We start from the raw sequence: 18993 nt of genomic DNA, 5'->3' as shown, positions 1-18993 counted from the left end.
ATTTTATAGGTTGACATTGATACCAAATGTAAACGACTTAGGCAATGGATAATCTTCACCCCTTGGCGTCGCTAGCTCCGGATCCCAAAGCTTGAACTTTGACCAGGTCAGCAGATTTGAACCAACTAAAAACAAACGGATGCTATTGATCTTTATCCGGTTGGTCATTTGTTTTGGCAGGGTATATCCAATATCCAAGGTTTTCAAACGGAGATATTGACCATTCTTCAACCAAAAGGTTGACTCCCTAAAGTTATTTGGATTGGGGCCATAACTCAACCTCGGATAAGAAGCATTTGGGTTTTCTGTCGACGGATCACCGGATATATCAGCCGAAATCCAACGGTTATCGCCCATTACCCCCTTCAACACTTGTCCCCATTCACCTTCACTAAACGCATAAACTGTTTTCCCATAGGTAAAGAACGTCGATTTACCAGATCCCTGAAAGTGCACACTAATATCCAGGTTCTTCCAGCTTGCTGACGCCCCCACACCATAAACTAGGTTAGGACGTCTTGTTGCCCCAATAGCGACACGATCACCGTCGTCGATGATGCCATCACCATTAACATCCTTATATTTAATATCGCCTGGTTGGTAGTTGCCAAATGTTTGCTTCGGGCTATTGCGTATGTCATCATAATCATTAAACAAACCCAAAGCAATGAGTCCTTTTGCCTGATCAACACGATATCCTTTCTGATTTTGATAACCATAGACGTTATATTCCTCATCGATCTCCGTGATTTCATTCTTACTGTAGGTAATATTACTTCTGGCTGTTAAATTGACTTCCCCCACTTTCTGGTTATATAAGAGGCGTCCATCAAAACCTTTTGATTTTACCGCTCCCACATTCGCGCTTGGTACAGATTCTAATCCGACGAGCGCAGGCAAATAATTTCGAGCCATATATATGCCCGTACGTTCCTCATTGAAGAAATCTAAATTGGCAACTATCTTATCTTTAAAAAGCGCCAGATCAAATCCCAGGTTCTTTTTAGTCGCCATCTCCCAGGTCACATTGGAGGAAGATACCTGACTATATTTCATTCCGCCATAGTATCGGTCGAAACCATAGTCTGCCCACTGATACCCCCCTTCGGGAATCCATACCTGGTCTTCAAAACGTCCGATTTCACTAATTGTCGATAGATAAGGGAAGCGTGCGCCACCGGATAACTGATCGTTACCTACTCTTCCCCAGGAGTACCGGATCTTGAACATATTCATCCACGAAATATTATCTTTCACAAAAGGCTCTTCACCGATGTTCCAGGCTGCTGAAACTGCAGGGAAAAAACCATATTGCCGACCCGGAGCAAAATTTTCCGAACCGTTATAGCCAAAATTAAAATCAGCGATGTAACGCGATTTCCAATTATAGGTTACGCGGCCAGCTAAGGCCTGATTTCTTCTTGCAATTCCATTTTTAATATCATCACCAAGATTGACTGTTCGAATAAGTGCATCACGGGTAAAACGGGCCACGGCACCGACAGTATGATTCCCGATACTACGATCATAGTTAAACATCATATCATAGAATTCGCGTCGCTCGCCACTGGAACTGCTGGCCTGATATAACTCCTGCGGATTTGAAATATGTGTAAAGATCAAATTACCATTCTCATCACGAGCGCGTTCTGCGCGCCATTGTTCAGGCCATTTACGCCGGGATATGGTATTATCGTTATTGGTATCATATCCAATAATTCCCCTAAAACGTAACCCCCTAGTTATGAAATCAAAATTTTGTTCAATAGAGATATTGGTCTGTATATTGTTTTGCCAATTTTCATTGTATCCTGTCTGCGTAGCAACTACCCACGGATTGGTCTGATTTCCTGTTCCAATGGCAGGAACATAACCATTTGAATAGAGTACCGGCGTGCGAATGGGAGAATATCCGAATAACACTCCCCAAAAATCATCGTCTCCTAAACCTGGACTATTTCTTTTATTGAGAGAGCCTGCAATACCTATTTTTAACACGGTACTTTTGGTTACGTTAATATCTGTATTCAACCGATAATTATACCTTTTGTAATTTGCGTTGGTATTGTAATCATTCCGTAGCGTTTCGTCGGTCTTATACATACCACCTTCATCGATATAACTTCCCGACAGAAAATAACGTGCTGTGGCTCCACCGCCTGTCATATTCAGATTGGCCCGGTAAGTCATCGCTCCGTCTTTGAGCAATAAATCTTTCCAATTTACATTGGGATAGAGATCCGGATCCAATCCCAAACGTAGTATTTCCAATTCTTCAGGTTGATAAATCGGGGCAAAATTTCGTGTAATACGTGCCTCGTTCAATAGATTTGCATAGGTAACGCCGTCTTCAAATTCAGGTGTAATGGTACGGCTATTATAGATATTCTCATCTTTAAAATTAATACTGATCTTACCATCTTTACCGCGCTTTGTTGTAATTAAAATGACACCATTTGCCCCTCTGGAACCGTAGATTGCGGTCACAGCGGCATCTTTCAGGATATTAATGGTTTCAATATCTTCGATATTAATGTCATTGATATTCCGCTCGATATTATCGACCAAAACAAGAGCAGAAGCACCTCCACCAAAGGTCGAAATACCGCGGATCCAAAACTCGGTAATATTTTTTCCTGGCTGACCAGACTGCATCATACCTAAAACTCCAGGCGCATTTCCAATTAAAGCGTTACTTATACTCGATGTTGGATTTCCTTTCATCGTGTTGACGTCAACACTACTGGTCGCTGCAGTCGATGTCAGTGTTCTTTGTGTACCCGTACCGGTTACGACAACTTCATCGAGCACACTGGTCTCCGATTCATTCAGTGTCACATCGATAACGCGATTATCTTTCACCAGTATTTCCTGCTTTTTGTAACCAACAGATGAATAGACCAGCGTCTTGTATCGCTCTACTTTTATCCGATAACTCCCTTTATTATCTGTTGTTGTTCCTAACCCCGGCGCATCCTTCACAAAGATGCTGACACCAATAATTGGTGCCTTTTGGGCGTCGACAACGACACCCGTTACTTCCAAAACATCCTGTGCCAGCGCACCGAAAGTGGCACAGAGGAGTAACATACATGTAAATACTATTTTATTCATCATCTTATCACAGGTTAATCTTGGTTATTTTCATCCATCTCCTCTAACGCGATTTTACGGATGCGGCGATTCTCGCGGTCGCCAATATAGAAAGCCCCTTCTTGCTCATTGTAGGCGATGCCCGATGGACGGTCAAATCTCGCTTCTTCTCTCAAATCACCATTAACGTAACCATAAGGGTTGTTATTGAGGCTTGAGCTTCCCCGACCAGCAAATGTGGTAACAGCTCCCTCCGGTGTAAGCACACGAATCGCATGATTCATCTGGTCCGTAAAATAAAAGTCATACTGATCAGGTTTTCCCGCTTCTACGTAGGTTTGATTTTTCACGAATACACCTTGGTATGGTTCATTTACACGAGCGGAAGAACCTACACCATCTTTGTACCCCGATTCCCTAACTTTTCCGCAAACCAGATAAGGTTGATTAAAACGTTTCTTTTCCCAATTGTAATCGGCACGCATCATATAGCCCTGGTTGATCACCAAGATATAAGCATAGTTTCCACTGGGATGAATGATAGCCCGGTACTCCCATTGTGGATCCTGAATAACATATAGAAACTCTGCCTTCGTTGTCTTATCTGTGAAATATTGATTGAGATCAAAGCGGTAAAATTCCCCTTTCGCGTAGCTATTAAAGTACATTTCACCATTCACGGGATGAATGGATGCACCGTTGCATTGTTTACTTCTTGTCAGGACTTCCTTATCGAGGAAATTCCTTGCTCGCGAAAACAATAAGGTAGATTCATCATTTTCCCCACCACGGTCCTGCGAAACAATCATATAGTTGCCGTCTACAGAAAAGTCGACACTACGGGGGCGATCAAAATCCGAACGTTTTTTAGTAATTGTGCTATCCTCGAAATTGATCAGGTATAGGCCATTATTATTATCGAAGGTCATCCAAAGATGCTTGGGGTTTAGGGGATCAAACTTCATAAAAGAAGAAAGCCAAAAACCACTTGCCATCTTGTTCTGATCAGCATCTTTAAACTTCCCGTCTTTCCAAGGCTCATCGCCACGTGAATTTCGATAACCTGCCAGGGTCGACACCACCAATTTACGCTGATAGTCAAAAGGCTCTTGCGCCTTACCGATAACAGGCTTTTCTTGAGCGCCAACGCGCACTTCTATATCCCCTTTAAATGCCTGTTTTGGTACCAGACAATAAAGGGATTCACCCAAAGCGTTGATTACCACAGCTTTTTTGCCCCCGATAAATACCTGTACATTTTTTGGATCGTTTCCAAAATTTTTCCCATAAATCACCAGTCGTTGCCCCATACCACCTGATTTAGGCGCAAAGTCCGAGACAACAACAGGTTGTGAAGGATCAAATGGCACACCCTCTGAAATGCTGCCAATATTGTCGTTCTTACAGCTTCCAAAGCCCAAAATAAGCACTGTAATGGCCCAAATCAACCGATTTAGGAATCCATTATTAGCAGCTATCTGTTTAGTTCTCATAAGGTTTTTAATTGATTAGAGTTTATTTTTATAAACATGAGTATATCACCTTCCATGAATCCTTGACTCACCGATTTGGTACATATTCATTCATTTTTTAGCAATACATACCAGCTATTTTAGGGTAATTTTAAGACGAACGGATTGATGCCCGCCCTATTATCGGGCGAACGCTTAGTTTTGACGTATACATAATTGGTTATTTTTTTTAAAGCTAAATGGTATTAGCTATCCTAAGCTAAAAAAAGACTTTACGACAATAGTTTCAAAGTCTTCTGGTTTTTTAAATTTATAGTTCTAATAATTTTCTAATTGATTCCCGCAATTCATATTGACCTCCAACATTACCTTTCCCAAGATTTGCACTAGCTTCTTCACAAAGAAGATGGATGATTAATTTCTGACTTGATTTTCTAAATGCTTCTCTAAGGTTTTTCTTTCTATAATTGATTAATCAAATTTAGAGATTGTAACGATTCTGATAGGATAGAATTATCTCAATAATATGCGGATTTGTATCATGACTACATCAAGGGGGCTAGTTAAAAAATGATTTTTTTTGATTTATTATTGTATTAGTTTTATATTAAGCTTTCGGAGATATGTATTCAGCACTTTCAAAATCAACAGTGTTATATCTACCAAAACTGGATTATTTAAGCTTTAAGAATTCGGCCTATCAAGATCATGATGAAAAATTTAGGTAAACTAATTGTTTTGTTTATTGCATTAATATTTGCGACCATAAATGCTTACGGTCAAATAGACACTGTTTTAAGAGACAAAATCATTCAAATGGCCAAGAAAGATCAAGACTGGATGATGAACCCACCGAAAAATGTTCATGATAACAGTCAATTCTTTCAAAGAATGGAAGAGATATATCAAGAAAACTACGACGACGCAAAAGTGATTTTTTCAAAGTTTGGTTTTCCTGGATATAATAGGGTCGGGAAAGACGGATCAGATAAGTTTTGGCTGGTCGTGCAGCACTTAAATAAATGGCCGGATTTTCAAAAATTGGTACTAAAAAAGATGGAAGCTGAAGTAAAGAGAAAAAATGCTTCTCCAGATAAGTATGCATATTTATTGGACCGAATAAATCTTAACAAGGGGGAATTGCAAATATATGGTACACAGATTTGGTATGACGTCAGATATCACCGGACTTTTCCCTATCCGATTGTAGATATCAAAACAGTTAATAAGCGAAGAAAAGCTGTGGGTTTAGAAGCTCTCGAAATTTATTTGAATACCACAACAGAATCACATTTTGCACTAAGGGATTCTATAAATCTAAAATCCGGGGTCAAAAAACCTTGGCTTTATAAAGTTCCTTCGCACATGTTTGGTAAATATTAAAATTGAATCAATGCATTGAAAAATACAATTCTCTTTTAAACAATGTTATTTTCGTTTCCAAAAATTATGGTTTGTGACCTTTAAATGTTCTAATTACGCTCATTATGCAAATTTATAGCACTTTAGCTAAATAAACGGAACATATACCCACGATATCTCCTACATTTTATATTGTTTACAATATTTTAATACGCCTGTAGCATTTTCAAATAATTATCCGTTACAATAAATAAACCTAAAACAAGGTTAAGACCAAGAGAGGATCATTTATTTGTCTGATCAATATCAGATAATGTAACTACTATAAACTTAATTATGGAAAATAATTTACAAAAACAGGATCTATTCAATGAACATAGCTATGACCTCCATGCCAATTGGTACAACAACCTCTATCCTGAAAAAGAACAAAAGGTAAAAGTAATCAATTCACTAAATAACTATAAAGGAAGTATAAATCACTGGCTGCAGGAACTTTTTTTCAAATGCCTCACTCCTTTCACCAAGGACAAAAATGCGAAATGGCTTACTCTTGGTGATGCTTATGGACATGACGCGCGCTACCTTCTTGACCAAAATATCCACCATGTCACCGCCAGTGACCTGGATGACAGTTTCCTGAAAATCTCCCATGAACAAGAATTTATTAAGGATTTCTCAGCCCAAAACGCTGAATCATTAACATTGGAAGACGATAGCGTAGATTATATACTCTGTAAGGAAAGCTACCATCACTTCCCTCGCCCCTACGCAGCACTCTACGAAATGATCCGAGTAGCCAGCAAAGCCATCATAATTATCGAACCGCAGGACCCGATATCAAAAATGCCAATCTTATTGTATTTAGCCAATCTGCTGGCAAGAATCAACGACAAAAAGATCAATAAGATATGGAAAAATAGGTTTTCTTATGAAAGGGTGGGAAACTTTGTGTACAAAGTTTCAGAAAGGGAATTTGAAAAATTTGCTGCAGGACTCAATCTTCCTATGATTGCTATTAAAAAACTTAATCCCAATTTTTGGTTTCCCGGCAGTGAACATATCAAAGCTGATAGAAAAGAGAAGGCTTTCAGGCATATTCTTTTCCGAAAGAAAATACGTGATTTTTTTTCCAGTTGGGGTATATTGCCTAGTCAGACACTTTCAATTGCCGTTTTTAAAATTATGCCGAATGAATTTCTGAAGAAATCCCTTATTGAGGAAGGATATAGATTGGTCGAGATCCCGAAAAATCCACATATTAAACACCCATCGTATTAATCCCTTAGAGAAGATAGATATGAAAAATTATTCTATATTACTTTTATTATCATTGATTTTTGTTTCCGCGAATTCATGTAAAAAGGAGAAGACCATTTGTGGGCACTTGGACATGTTGGTACTGACCAAAATAAATTATCTGGACGAAGAAGGAAAGGACCTTATTTTCGGAGATCATCCGTCCTATCCTGCCGAGGACCTGAAAATCTATCAAATATTGCCTAACGGACAGAAGCTCGAGGTATATTTCAGCATCAACAGAAACGAGAAGTTTATAGCTGTAAATATAGACCGTAGTGAAACCGGAACATTTTATATAGAATTAAAACCGGACCTGATAGACAAAATAACATTTAGAAATGAAGCCGATAAAAGCCAGCCCTGCGGCGGGCTGATATTGAAAGAACTAAAACATAATGATATTGCCGGTCAATATGACGAAAAGACACAGGTCTGGATTTTGACAAAATAATATTAACAAATAAAACCTTAACATGATTAAATTAGATATTCCATATAGAATATGGATTGCCCTATTCTCCTTTATTTTCCTGCTGGGCTGCAAAAAAGAGGAACAGAATACATTTGATTTCATACTGAGGACAAACACAATGAGCGCTCCTTTAAATAGTTCGAGTTATCTTCCCATAGTCAGCGGAAACAGTGATTATTCCATTAAAATAGAGAACAGCGATATCGCTACAGCTGAATTTATAGGAGGCGGTAACCTAAACTTTGGATCTATCGTCATTTCGGGAAAGAAAAAAGGAGAAACGATAATATCGATAACCGACAAGGTAACTGGAGCGATTGACGAAGTAAAGGTGAAAGTTACCGATTTTTATATTCCATTTGTCGTCTCGAATGGTGATCACCCTGCGCTGATAAAGAATATGCGGTTTTACTTAGTTAATAATGAAAAAAAAGATGTATTTTTTTTCCAGGAAAAGGATGGAAAATTAGAGTTAAAGCAAAAGGGAAGCTATGAATTTCTAAGTGAAGACGCAGGTGGGATCAAGATTCCCTACCTGATCTTGCGGTATGCTTCGGATAAAGATGGGCATTTTACGGGTTCGACAGCCCCCCAAGTGATCCATAAATTCGATCTGAGGGAGAGTAATGGACAAGTTTATGAACTTTTCCGTGTGGCTTTCGGTGCGAATTGGGACTCAGAGCCTATCCCACAAACAAAATCTTCCCCAATAGCCAGAATGCAGATCATTATGACCGAGATCGGTACAAATTATGGCGTACAGGCCTATTTAGACTCACCAAACTGGAAAGACCACATTCCATCCGATACTTAGGGAAATGAGAGTGACAATTCTCTTCCGCTAATGAATTATTCCGGAAGCAAATTTAGTTTGCTTCCGCTAAGTTTTTCTTATACGAATGGGGCCTTTGATATCATTGAGATCAATGGCCTTTCCCTTTTGGGTGATCAAAACTTTCCCCTGATTCTGCAATGAAATAGCTACATTGATAACTTCTTGCATATGTGCACGCCAATCCTTTGGAAAAAGTTCCCTGGCAATTTCAGAAGGACAGAATGTCTTTTCGCGACCACGGGCTTCGGCAGCTGATAAGATGCTTTCAATTATTGCCTCTTGCTTCATAGTGTAGTAACAGAGAAAAGCTTCTTGAAGTTTTTAACAGAACACTTTAGGTATCATTTTTAAGTATGTCGTAGCGTCAATAGACAAGTTATTATGTCTTCTTTTTCTTGCAACGCTCTGAACAATATTTGACATCATCCCAATTTTTCTCCCATTTTTTACGCCAGGTAAATGACCTTCCACAGGTCGCGCAAATCTTCTGCGGTAGATCTTGTTTTTTAACCCCTTTCATCTTTCCATTGTTTTTTCATCGAACCGTATTGCACATTGGCTTCTGCCTGCTTCCATCGTTTATAGAACACTTCTGCTGCTGCAGCCTTCTCCCTATCACCCGTTCCACGTTCCAATAGCGCATAATCATCTTCCTTATCGTACTTTTTCCCTCCTTTATAGTTGGCGTAGCGACGTGCACGCGTGTATCCCATCTGCAGATACTTGCGTGCCATGTCTGCTCCAACAAAGTCATCCGCTTTTAGATAATCCTCGAACAAATTGAAAATTTTCTCACTGCTCTCCTCGGCAATGGCCTCAGTTTTAAAGCGCCAATAACGGCCAATTTCCGATTTATACGGTTCACAGATCAACACTCCCTGTTCTCCTTTACCAACTCGGTATTCGGCTGGTTTCAAACGATAATCAATATCGGGCTTCCACGGGTAGTGCTTTTTATCAAAGTTCAGGTAGCTCGGCTTTGGGGTGCTCATACGTATATTTTAGATTTTTACCTTTCGCTCACTATATCATGCTCATTTCATAGCTTTAATCCTATTTAGATGCATTAAAAACTGCATTTCGGTACAAATAGTTTGGCTAAATCTATCATATTTTGATTCTGCTCATTTTTTTGCAAACAAAATCAGCTCCTATAACCAGAACATTGATATACGAGCAGTTAGACAGTCCAAGGTGAGCCAACCTTGTCTCAAACGCTTCTCAAAGACATCCAGAGGCGGTTTCAACGGCTATCCGACGGGGTAGCGATATCACCTTCAGGGGACTGTTTCATCACTAACTTCCTATTAACTTCTACCTTTTATCGAATTGGACCCGGCTTTTAATCGGCTTTTCCTCGAATTTTACCCGAGGCAGATCCGAAGCCCGCCCGAAGAAAGTTCGAGCAATGCTGGGAAAAAGGCAGGAATTGGTCTGGTATTGGTTGACTGTAGGTTTTAATCGCAGATATGGCATAGCTTCCCTTTTCTAATCGATAAATTAAATAATAAATTTCAAAATTATACCTACCAAAAGCGTCCCAATTAAAAAATCTTCTATCCCCACTACCGCAGCCCAAAAGCTAAGTCTTCATAGATTTTCAACTCATATTTAGGTTTCTTATTTTAGCATTCAAGAACCGTTATTATGCCATGAAGAGAAACCGATTGATCCTTGTGCTCGTTTTTGCCCTATTGTTTGTTTCCTGCAAAAAAGAAAATTCTGGACAGGATATGACTGACCTCCTGAAAGGAAAATGGAACTTAAAAAGTTATGAAACTACCCTTTCCACGGGTGATAAAAATGGAAACAGTAATGTTCAGACAGACAACCTCCCTTACCAATATCTGATTTTTGATGGTCGTGACAGTGCTTCATTACGGTTGATGGAGCCGTATTTTATCGGTTCAAGTAGCACCGGAGATGGCGGAAAATGGGATCTACCAGGCGCAGATGTAAGCATTAAAGACGGTAACATCCAGACCAGAGAACCTATTTATTACCGCAAATATTATTATCAGGTCGCAGGAAACCGTCTCTTGCTTAAGGAAAACAAGACATTTAATCCATCCGCATGGGTAGAGAAATGGGGAAACCCTGCGACAGGAATTGTCGATTCCCTCGCAGATTATTACCCAAAGCTCAGGAAAGATATAGATTGGTGGGATATATCCGTCGATGAAAATTCATTAAAATTGCAGCAGGAAATCAGCTATAGCGGCAAGGATAGCTTTCGTTCCAAAGTAATAATGGTCTTTTCAAGAGATTAGAGAAGGGCCGCTATTTCTACCCGTATACTCTGTAAGAAAAAGCTGAAAAACAAAAAAGCCTGCAAATATTTAATTTGCAGGCTTTTCTATGTGTTGACTTTTAGATCTGTAGCCCGTAGGGGAATCGAACCCCTGTTTCAAGAATGAAAATCTTGCGTCCTAACCCCTAGACGAACGGGCCTTTTAGGCAATTCCAATAACATTGTTGTTTTTGGAGTTGCAAATATAGACCTTAAAATCAGTATTCCAAAAATAATTTTAATATTTTTTAAATAAGATCAAAACCGATATCTCTTCGGAAGTATTTTCCTTCAAAATAAATTCTTCCCGCATCTGCTGTAGCCTGTTGAAGGGCTTCAAACAAAGTATCCTGTAATGTGGTCACGGCAATGACACGCCCACCTGCTGTAACGATCTTGCCCTCTACTTCCTTCGTACCTGCTTGAAATACGATGGACTCTTTGACATTTTCAATATTGGTTATCTCTTTTCCAGATTCATAATCTCCGGGGTAACCGCCGGCAACCAACATCACTGTTACTGCAGTTTGAGGCGATACTGTATAAGAACGTTGATCCAAATTACCGTGTGCAACACCTTCCAGTAAATCCAAAAGATCCGATTCAATACGTGGCAATACGGATTCAGTCTCCGGATCCCCCATACGAACATTATATTCGATCACATAAGGTTCCCCCTCCACATTCATCAGCCCAATGAAGATAAACCCTTTATAAGGGATACCATCCTTTTTAAGTCCCTCTACTGTTGGTCTGATTATACGCTCTTCCACTTTATTCAAAAAAGTCTCATCCGCAAAAGGAACAGGAGATATCGACCCCATGCCCCCCGTGTTTAGACCTGTATCGCCTTCCCCAATACGTTTATAATCTTTTGCAGAAGGAAGCACTTTATACGAATTGCCGTCTGTCAAAACAAAAACAGACAATTCAATCCCGCTTAAAAATTCTTCAACAACCACAACCCGGCTCGCTTCCCCAAATTTAGACTCTGCAATCATCGCCTTTAACTCAGCCTTAGCATCCTCGAGGGTCTCGCAAATCAGTACCCCTTTACCAGCAGCCAAACCATCCGCCTTCAGCACAATAGGCAATTTTTGCGTTTCAAGATACGCCAGCCCCTCGTCCAATGATGTCGCATCAAAGGACCTCGAAGCTGCTGTAGGTACACCATGGCGATCCATAAACTGCTTTGAAAAATCTTTTGAGCCCTCCAACTGAGCACCCTCTTGTTGTGGCCCTATAACGGGGATATGCTTTAAATCTTCCCGGTTTAAGAAGTAATCATGAATACCTTTGACCAAAGGCTCTTCCGGACCTACCAGCACCATGTGCACATTATTTTCCAGAACGAAGGTAGCAAGAGCTGCAAAGTCAGTAACCTTAATATTTACATTCTGACCATACGCACCCGTTCCTGCATTGCCTGGAGCAATAAACAATTGATCTAAACGGGGACTTTTCGACAATTTATAGGCAAAGGCCGATTCACGACCTCCTGAACCGATTATTAGGATATTCATAACACAAAGATATTTTTTTTATGCTAATTTAAGGTATCAGTGGTTTTAAATAAGACTAATATTTAATTTATAAATTGATTAAAGGAAAAATATTTTCTAATTTTCATAAAACATTAGTCATATGTATCCTAAATTACTGCTTTTAATAAATTTCCTGTTATTCGCTTTATTGGCACCGGCTCAGATCGACCAAACGCTACAAAAGCTAGAAACCTACCACGAACAACACGTGAAGGAAAAAATCTATCTACATGTGGATAAAAATGACTATTCGGCAGGAGAAACGATCTGGTTCAAATTATACTGCACCACAGCTCCTTTTAACTATTTGAGCAATATCAGTAAAATAGCCAATGTGGAATTGATCTCACCCACAAATAAAATTATTAAAAGCATCAAAATCCCGGTCACAATCGGCCTCGGCATAGGAGACCTCAACTTGCCGGATACACTGGAAGAAGGCTCCTATCGAATTCGATCATTCACCAGATGGATGCAAAATGACTCGACAGCTAATTTCTATGAGCGAGTCATCCCTGTCACAAATGGCCGATCGGATAATGTCATGACGAAAAGTAGCCTCATTAAAAACGGAACTGAAAATATCTTCCAGATCAATCTCAAAACTATCCAAGGAGCCCCCCTAATCAATAACAGCATTAGTTATACCCTAAAACAGGATAATAACAAAGAAAAATCTGGGCGATTAAAATCAAATGAAAATGGAACAATAGCACTGGAATTGAAAGATGACTTTAAGGGAGGAACGCTATCGTTGCAATTTCTTTCTCTAGACAAAAGACGTGTGTTAAAAAGTTTTATTATCCCTGACCCAAACAGCCAAAATAGCCTACAGATTTTTCCCGAAAGCGGTGATTTTGTCAATAACATCTTATGTAAAACAGGCTTCAAAACACTCACACCTACAGGCTTAGGAAAAAAGGCAAAAATAACCGTAAAGGAGGAAAATCAAACTTCCATTGCCGAATTTGAAACCAATTCATTAGGAATGGGAAGTACCCCCCTTCTGTTGCAGACAGGGAAAAAATACATAGCAACAGCATTTTTTGAAGACGGCTCTTCAACGAGCACTTCATTGCCCGCTGTATTGAACTCGGGGTATGTGCTAACGGTAAATTCAGCACTAAAGGATAAGATTGCTGCCCAGTTCTCAGCGACTGATGATTTAGTCAATGGCCAAGAAATTTATTTAGTCGCGCAATACAATGGTCTTGTCTTCCATGCTGCCAAACAAAAATTCAATGCAGCAGAGGTCTTGTTTAATATTCCGAAGAAAAACCTTCCCTCCGGTGTATTACAATTGACCATTTTGACCGCGCAAATGGCGCCCCTCGCAGAAAGACTTGTCTTTAATTACAATACCGAGTCAACTTTACTGCCTGTTTCAATAGCACTCAATAAATCCAGCTTCACAATCCGTGATAAGGTAATCGCAAACCTCAACGTCCACTACGGCGACCGTGACACGTCAAAAGTTGCCGCACTCTCGGCTTCGGTTGTCAACCTGAGTAAGGTGGATTCTACCACAGACCGCTATTATTCGTCTATTGTCTCTGAACTTTTGCTGAAAGCTGATCTTCGCGGCTTTATCGAACGCCCCAATTATTACTTCGAGGATTTAACCAATATCAAAATTAATGATTTGGACAACCTTATGTTGATCCAAGGCTGGCGTAAATTGGATTGGAAAAGCTATGAAAATACCCCGGCCGCATCGTTTCTTCCGGAAAAAGGACTTACGGTATCCGGAACGGTAAAGAAAACGGCCCGTAAAGCTGTTGTACCAAATGCTAAAGTAACCATTATACCGACAAGCAACATGTTGCTAAGTTTAGATACACTGACCGATAGTAATGGTCGATTTGCTTTTGACGAGCTATTCTTTGCTGATAGTGTCAAGTTTATTGTAACAGGCGATGGTCCCAAGGAGAAAAAAAGAGTGGATATTATCATCGACGATCCGGTTAACCCTTCACTAAATAAAAGTAAAGATCAACCCCTGTTGATTAATGACATCAATACCAATCTGCTTACACAGCTAAAAAATAGTCAACAATTTCTTGGCGAATTGGAAGCAGCGGGCATTATCCAGAAGAGCATTCTATTGGAAGAGGTTCAGGTCAATAGGGTAAGAACAAATAAAGCGGACAAGAACTCCAGAAACCTGAATGGTCCGGGAAACGCCGATCAAGTCATATCCGCCGAAGATCTCTCCGCGTGTACAACACTGGAACAATGCCTTGCGGGACGATTAGTTGGTGTTATGTTTCGAAATGGTGTTCCGTATAGCACAAGGTCCATGGGATTAAATGGTGGGAACCCGATGCAAATTGTCCTTGATGGCATGTATATTGAAGCTGATCAAATTAATATGATTAATGTGGCAGATATTGCAAGTATAGAAGTGCTTCGTAGTATCGGCAATACGGCCATATATGGCATGTATGGCGGCAATGGTGTGATTGTGATAACTAGCAAATCGGGTGATGCGCTTTCTTCATCGTATACCCCTACAGGAATCGTCACAATTGTACCCAAGGGATTACATGTAAACCGAACTTTTTTCAAACCTCAATACGATGTGACAAACAAAAATGAACTACGACGTGATCTAAGAACGACAATCGCCTGGGAACCCAATCTGATTACTTCCAAAGACGGAAAAACACAGTTTGAATTTTTCACATCGGATGAACCGGGGAAATATAAAATAATTGTGGAAGGAATAAGCATGGATGGAAAAATCGCGCACTTCGAATATTTGATAGAGGTAAAACCACAATAGCAGCGCAAACAAATCGTTATATTTAAAACAAGAATATGCAACATATTAAAACCACAATAGACGATCATATTTTAAGTATTTTTCTCGACAGAGGAAAATCTAACGCCATCGACACGCAACTATTGAAGGAACTGATCGATACATTGGAAGCATCCCAACAGAATGAAGCTATCTATGGCACCATATTGATTGGAAAGGAAAACTTCTTCAGCGCAGGACTCGATCTTATCACTTTATTCCAATATGATGAAGAACAAATTAGGGAGTTCTGGAATTTATTCCTAGAAGCGACATCACTTTTAGCTGCCTTTCCAAAACCGCTCGTTGCTGCAATATCAGGCCACAGCCCTGCTGGAGGGTGCGTACTCGCCCTTTGCTGCGATTACCGGATTATGGCCGAAGGTAATTTTGTAATTGGCCTCAATGAAATTCCTGTCGGGCTCATCGTCCCCGAAAGTATATTTGAGCTATATGCTTTTTGGATCGGAAAAAGGACTGCGTATCAGAATTTGCTCGAAGGGAAATTGCTTTCTCCCGTAGAAGCCAAAAATCAGGGCCTTGTAGACGATATTGTTCCGTCAAATATACTCTTCAATACAGCAACAAAAAAAATAAAACAGATCACACAGTTCAACCAAAAAACCTGGACAACATCGAAACTGAACTTCCGAAAGGAAATAATCCTTAAATTGCGCGAGAATAGAGAAGAGACAATCCAGCGTATTCTCGAACAGTGGTGGCTTCCGTCAACACGCTCTATTTTAAAGTCAATCATCGAAAACTTGACTTCAAAGAAGTAATTTAAAACAAAATCATTATGAGAAATGTCTTTTTCTTTATTCTTATTTGTCTCACAGCAGCAACTATCTCCTGTAGAAATAACAAAAAAGAAGATAAAGCTGTAAAAATCATTCAGGATTCAGTTCCTGTGGATACGATACAAAAACGCGATACTCTTGAAAAAGAAGTAAAGAAACAGAACTCAGAAACATTGGAAGAAGTGCTCGAGAAACTTGCAAAGGCTTATTCAGAACAAGATAGCAAAACAATAAATTCGTATATACATCCCAAACTGGGGATTTACATTATCTATCGCCCAGGCGCACTAGACTCTTATGTACATCAAAACAGTTTCAATTTTTCTAAACCCGTACCGGAATACCATGCTTATGAAAAGTTAATATACAAGGGACCATTGAAGTCAGGAAAACTACCTATTTTTGATTGTGGTACGATGAAGTGGGACAAACTCGGATTCTATTATGATAGAAAATCTCGACCTAATGAATTGTCCCAAACGGCAAAGTTCATGAATGAAATTCTTGATGCCAAAATAAATAATACTGAAATGCAGCGACTAAGAAATTTAGAATCCAAAAGTTATAGAGCCATAATGACCTCTAATGAGCACGAAGAACCATTTGTTTTTCATGTGACAAAAGAAGGAGAAAAATGGTTTATTACAGTGATAGACCGCGCCTATGCCGGTTGCGATGCATAATACTTTGTACATTTTAGCCAAACTTAACGATAATGAAAAATTTAGATAAAGACATACAAAAGAAAATCGAAGATTGGTTAACCCCCAGTTATGATGAAAGAACTCGAAAGGAAGTTCAGGATTTAATCGATAGTAATGAGGAGACAGAACTTACCGATTCTTTTTACAAAGATCTGGAGTTTGGAACCGGAGGCTTGAGGGGCATTATGGGCGTAGGCTCCAATCGGATGAATAAGTACACGATTGGTAAAGCAACGCAGGGCCTGTCCAACTACCTTAAAAAACAGTTCCCAGACCAGGAGATCAAGGTAGCGGTATCTTATGACAGCCGTAATAATTCACAGGCTTTTGGGCAGCTCGTTGCCAACGTGTTTGCAGCCAACGGCATCAAAGTGCATCTGTTCACGTCTTTACGACCAACCCCCATGTTGTCCTTTGCCATCCGTCATTTTGGCTGTCAGAGCGGTGTGATGCTAACGGCTTCGCACAATCCAAAGGAATACAATGGTTATAAGGCCTACTGGAATGACGGCTGCCAGCTGACTGCCCCGCACGACAAAAATGTAATCGAGGAAGTAAACGCAATCCGTTCAGTCGATGATATCAAATTTGACGGAAATACACAAAATATCATTCCCGTCGGGGAAGAAATCGACCAGATCTACATCGACGCCAATAAAAAACTAAGCATTCATCCTGAAGCTGTATTAGCGCAAAAAGACTTAAAAATTGTTTTCTCTCCGATACACGGCACCGGCATTACCATTGTTCCTAAAATGCTAGCAGCCTGGGGCTTTGAAAATGTGTCCGTTGTTTCTGAGCAGGCTACTCCTGATGGCAACTTTCCAACGGTAATTTATCCGAATCCCGAAGAGGAAGATGCCATGGCCTTAGCCAAGAAAAAAGGGGAAGAAATTGATGCTGATCTTGTATTGGCAACAGACCCGGATGCTGACCGTGTAGGAATTGCCGTAAAAAATAACAAGGGACAGTTTCAGCTGCTCAATGGTAATCAGATCGGTAGTTTATTGATCTACTACGTCCTTAGTGCTAAAAGTGATCTTAAGCAGCTGGGATCTAATCCATATATCGTCAAAACGATTGTAACAACAAATCTGGAGGCAGACATTGCAGAACATTTTGGCGTGCCCTGTTATGAAACGCTCACTGGTTTTAAATATATTGGCGAACTGATGACCAAATTAGGCGATTCAGCACACTATCTGGCCGGCGGGGAAGAAAGCTATGGTTACCTTGTCGGTGATCTTGTGAGAGACAAGGATGCACCAAATGCCTGTGCTTTTCTGGCCGAGATGACCGCCTATTTCAAATCAAAAGGCAAAACAGTCTATGAGGTGCTCATGGATATCTACAAAGAATTTGGCTGCTACCAGGAAAAACTGATTTCTTTGACAAAAAAAGGAAAAGCTGGAGCCGAGGAAATTCAGGCTATGATGTCGGGGCTGCGCGCTAATTTACCGACTAGCCTTGGAGGTGTTCAGGTCAAGGAGATCCGTGATTATCAACTTTCCCAAACCACTGATATGCGTACCGGCGAGAAAACGGCGATCTCATTGCCTAAATCGGATGTGCTGCAGTTCATAACAGTCGCGGGTGATGTCATTTCGGCACGCCCATCGGGGACTGAGCCTAAAATCAAATTTTATTGTTCTGTAAAAGAAAGCTTAAAGGACACCGCAGACTATGCCGATGTACAAAAAGCTTTAGAAGAGAAGGTCGACCGTATGATGAAAGATATTGTAAACTAATGGAAAAGTGGAAGCTATTATCTTCTGAATATATCTGTAAAGAACCTTGGGCGACGTTGCGAAGAGATGCATGTGAGCTCCCTGATGGAAGAATCAACGACCATTATTATGTACTGGAATACCCCGATTGGGTAAACATGGTCGGAATTACTGAGGAGAATGAGCTCTTGGTCATTAAACAGTACCGACACGGAGCAGGCATCATTTCGTTGGAGATTCCAGCGGGCACTACAGAGCCGGAAGAAGACCCCAGGAATGCAGCTGTGCGTGAGATGCTTGAAGAAACAGGCTATGCATTTGACCAGATTGAAGAGATCGCCACGCTTTATGCCAACCCCGCAACGAGTGGCAATATTACCTATACCTATCTGATGACAGGAGGTAAAAAAGTTCAGGAACAGGCATTGGATGAACACGAAGAAATCGATGTTTACCTTATCCCGCTTGAAGAAGCAAAAGAAATGCTGCTGGACAATAAATTCAGTCAAGCATTACACGCTAGTGCTTTATTCTACGCTTTCAATAAATTAGGCTTGTTATAAAACAAGCCTAATTTTATTCTGTTTTT

The 18993-nt window shown here is 40.1% G+C and carries 16 protein-coding genes and 1 tRNA gene; 10 read left to right on the top strand and 7 right to left on the bottom strand.

Annotated elements, in window-relative coordinates; genetic code table 11:
- Window positions 1-3 precede the first annotated feature (3 nt).
- The gene (locus B3E00_RS04830; protein ID WP_293937253.1) at window positions 4-3117 is read right to left on the bottom strand and encodes a SusC/RagA family TonB-linked outer membrane protein; all 3114 of its coding nucleotides are present in this window, start codon (window positions 3115-3117) and stop codon (window positions 4-6) included.
- A gap of 11 nt (window positions 3118-3128) precedes the next feature.
- Window positions 3129-4586: an IPT/TIG domain-containing protein gene (locus B3E00_RS04825; protein WP_293937250.1), complete on the bottom strand. Its 1458-nt coding sequence runs from the start codon at window positions 4584-4586 to the stop codon at window positions 3129-3131.
- A 687-nt stretch (window positions 4587-5273) separates the two neighbouring features.
- On the opposite strand from B3E00_RS04825, the gene B3E00_RS04820 reads away from it, so the two are divergent.
- The 4 genes from B3E00_RS04820 to B3E00_RS04805 all read left to right on the top strand — a co-directional run bounded on the left by B3E00_RS04820 (window position 5274) and on the right by B3E00_RS04805 (window position 8515).
- Complete coding sequence (locus B3E00_RS04820) at window positions 5274-5948, top strand: DUF6624 domain-containing protein (protein WP_293937247.1); 675 nt, start codon at window positions 5274-5276, stop codon at window positions 5946-5948.
- Between the two features lie 315 nt (window positions 5949-6263).
- Entirely contained in the window at window positions 6264-7208 is a 945-nt protein-coding gene (locus B3E00_RS04815; RefSeq protein WP_293937244.1) for a class I SAM-dependent methyltransferase, read from the top strand.
- A gap of 19 nt (window positions 7209-7227) precedes the next feature.
- Entirely contained in the window at window positions 7228-7680 is a 453-nt protein-coding gene (locus B3E00_RS04810) for a hypothetical protein (RefSeq protein WP_293937243.1), read from the top strand.
- A gap of 22 nt (window positions 7681-7702) precedes the next feature.
- Window positions 7703-8515 carry a hypothetical protein gene (locus B3E00_RS04805; RefSeq protein ID WP_293937241.1) on the top strand — a complete coding sequence of 271 codons (813 nt, stop codon included), beginning with the start codon at window positions 7703-7705 and terminating at the stop codon, window positions 8513-8515.
- A gap of 66 nt (window positions 8516-8581) precedes the next feature.
- On the opposite strand, the gene B3E00_RS04800 is transcribed toward B3E00_RS04805, so the two are convergent.
- From B3E00_RS04800 to B3E00_RS04790, 3 genes are all read right to left on the bottom strand, one after another.
- Window positions 8582-8824: a DUF3253 domain-containing protein gene (locus B3E00_RS04800; protein ID WP_293937239.1), complete on the bottom strand. Its 243-nt coding sequence runs from the start codon at window positions 8822-8824 to the stop codon at window positions 8582-8584.
- Between the two features lie 91 nt (window positions 8825-8915).
- Window positions 8916-9056 carry a DUF2256 domain-containing protein gene (locus tag B3E00_RS04795; protein WP_293937237.1) on the bottom strand — a complete coding sequence of 47 codons (141 nt, stop codon included), beginning with the start codon at window positions 9054-9056 and terminating at the stop codon, window positions 8916-8918.
- Complete coding sequence (locus B3E00_RS04790; protein WP_293937235.1) at window positions 9043-9528, bottom strand: DUF4385 domain-containing protein; 486 nt, start codon at window positions 9526-9528, stop codon at window positions 9043-9045. Before B3E00_RS04790 ends, B3E00_RS04795 begins: the two co-directional genes overlap by 14 nt.
- Window positions 9529-10188: 660 nt before the next feature.
- Between B3E00_RS04790 and B3E00_RS04785 the strand changes: the two genes are divergently transcribed.
- The gene (locus B3E00_RS04785) at window positions 10189-10806 is read left to right on the top strand and encodes a hypothetical protein (RefSeq protein WP_293937233.1); all 618 of its coding nucleotides are present in this window, start codon (window positions 10189-10191) and stop codon (window positions 10804-10806) included.
- A 109-nt stretch (window positions 10807-10915) separates the two neighbouring features.
- Here B3E00_RS04785 and B3E00_RS04780 read toward each other — a convergent pair.
- Both B3E00_RS04780 and purD read right to left on the bottom strand, forming a co-directional pair.
- A tRNA-Glu gene (locus B3E00_RS04780) sits at window positions 10916-10987 on the bottom strand.
- 87 nt (window positions 10988-11074) lie between these two features.
- Window positions 11075-12349, bottom strand: coding sequence for a phosphoribosylamine--glycine ligase (gene purD, locus B3E00_RS04775; RefSeq protein WP_293937231.1), 1275 nt, complete (start codon window positions 12347-12349; stop codon window positions 11075-11077).
- A gap of 121 nt (window positions 12350-12470) precedes the next feature.
- Between purD and B3E00_RS04770 the strand changes: the two genes are divergently transcribed.
- Genes B3E00_RS04770 through B3E00_RS04750 form a run of 5 tightly spaced genes read left to right on the top strand, consistent with a single transcriptional unit; the run spans window position 12471 to window position 18967 of the window.
- The gene (locus tag B3E00_RS04770; protein WP_293937230.1) at window positions 12471-15155 is read left to right on the top strand and encodes a carboxypeptidase-like regulatory domain-containing protein; all 2685 of its coding nucleotides are present in this window, start codon (window positions 12471-12473) and stop codon (window positions 15153-15155) included.
- A gap of 35 nt (window positions 15156-15190) precedes the next feature.
- Window positions 15191-15955: an enoyl-CoA hydratase/isomerase family protein gene (locus tag B3E00_RS04765; protein ID WP_293880113.1), complete on the top strand. Its 765-nt coding sequence runs from the start codon at window positions 15191-15193 to the stop codon at window positions 15953-15955.
- A 17-nt stretch (window positions 15956-15972) separates the two neighbouring features.
- Window positions 15973-16656, top strand: coding sequence for a hypothetical protein (locus B3E00_RS04760; protein ID WP_209577047.1), 684 nt, complete (start codon window positions 15973-15975; stop codon window positions 16654-16656).
- 32 nt (window positions 16657-16688) lie between these two features.
- Window positions 16689-18425, top strand: a complete 1737-nt coding sequence (locus B3E00_RS04755; RefSeq protein ID WP_209577046.1) for a phospho-sugar mutase — start codon at window positions 16689-16691, stop codon at window positions 18423-18425.
- Window positions 18425-18967, top strand: a complete 543-nt coding sequence (locus B3E00_RS04750; protein WP_209577043.1) for an NUDIX hydrolase — start codon at window positions 18425-18427, stop codon at window positions 18965-18967. Before B3E00_RS04755 ends, B3E00_RS04750 begins: the two co-directional genes overlap by 1 nt.
- Window positions 18968-18993: the final 26 nt, after the last annotated feature.

Source organism: Sphingobacterium sp. UBA5996, assembly GCF_002429765.1.
Taxonomy (GTDB): domain Bacteria; phylum Bacteroidota; class Bacteroidia; order Sphingobacteriales; family Sphingobacteriaceae; genus Sphingobacterium.
This window is presented reverse-complemented; position numbering and strand designations above follow the sequence as displayed.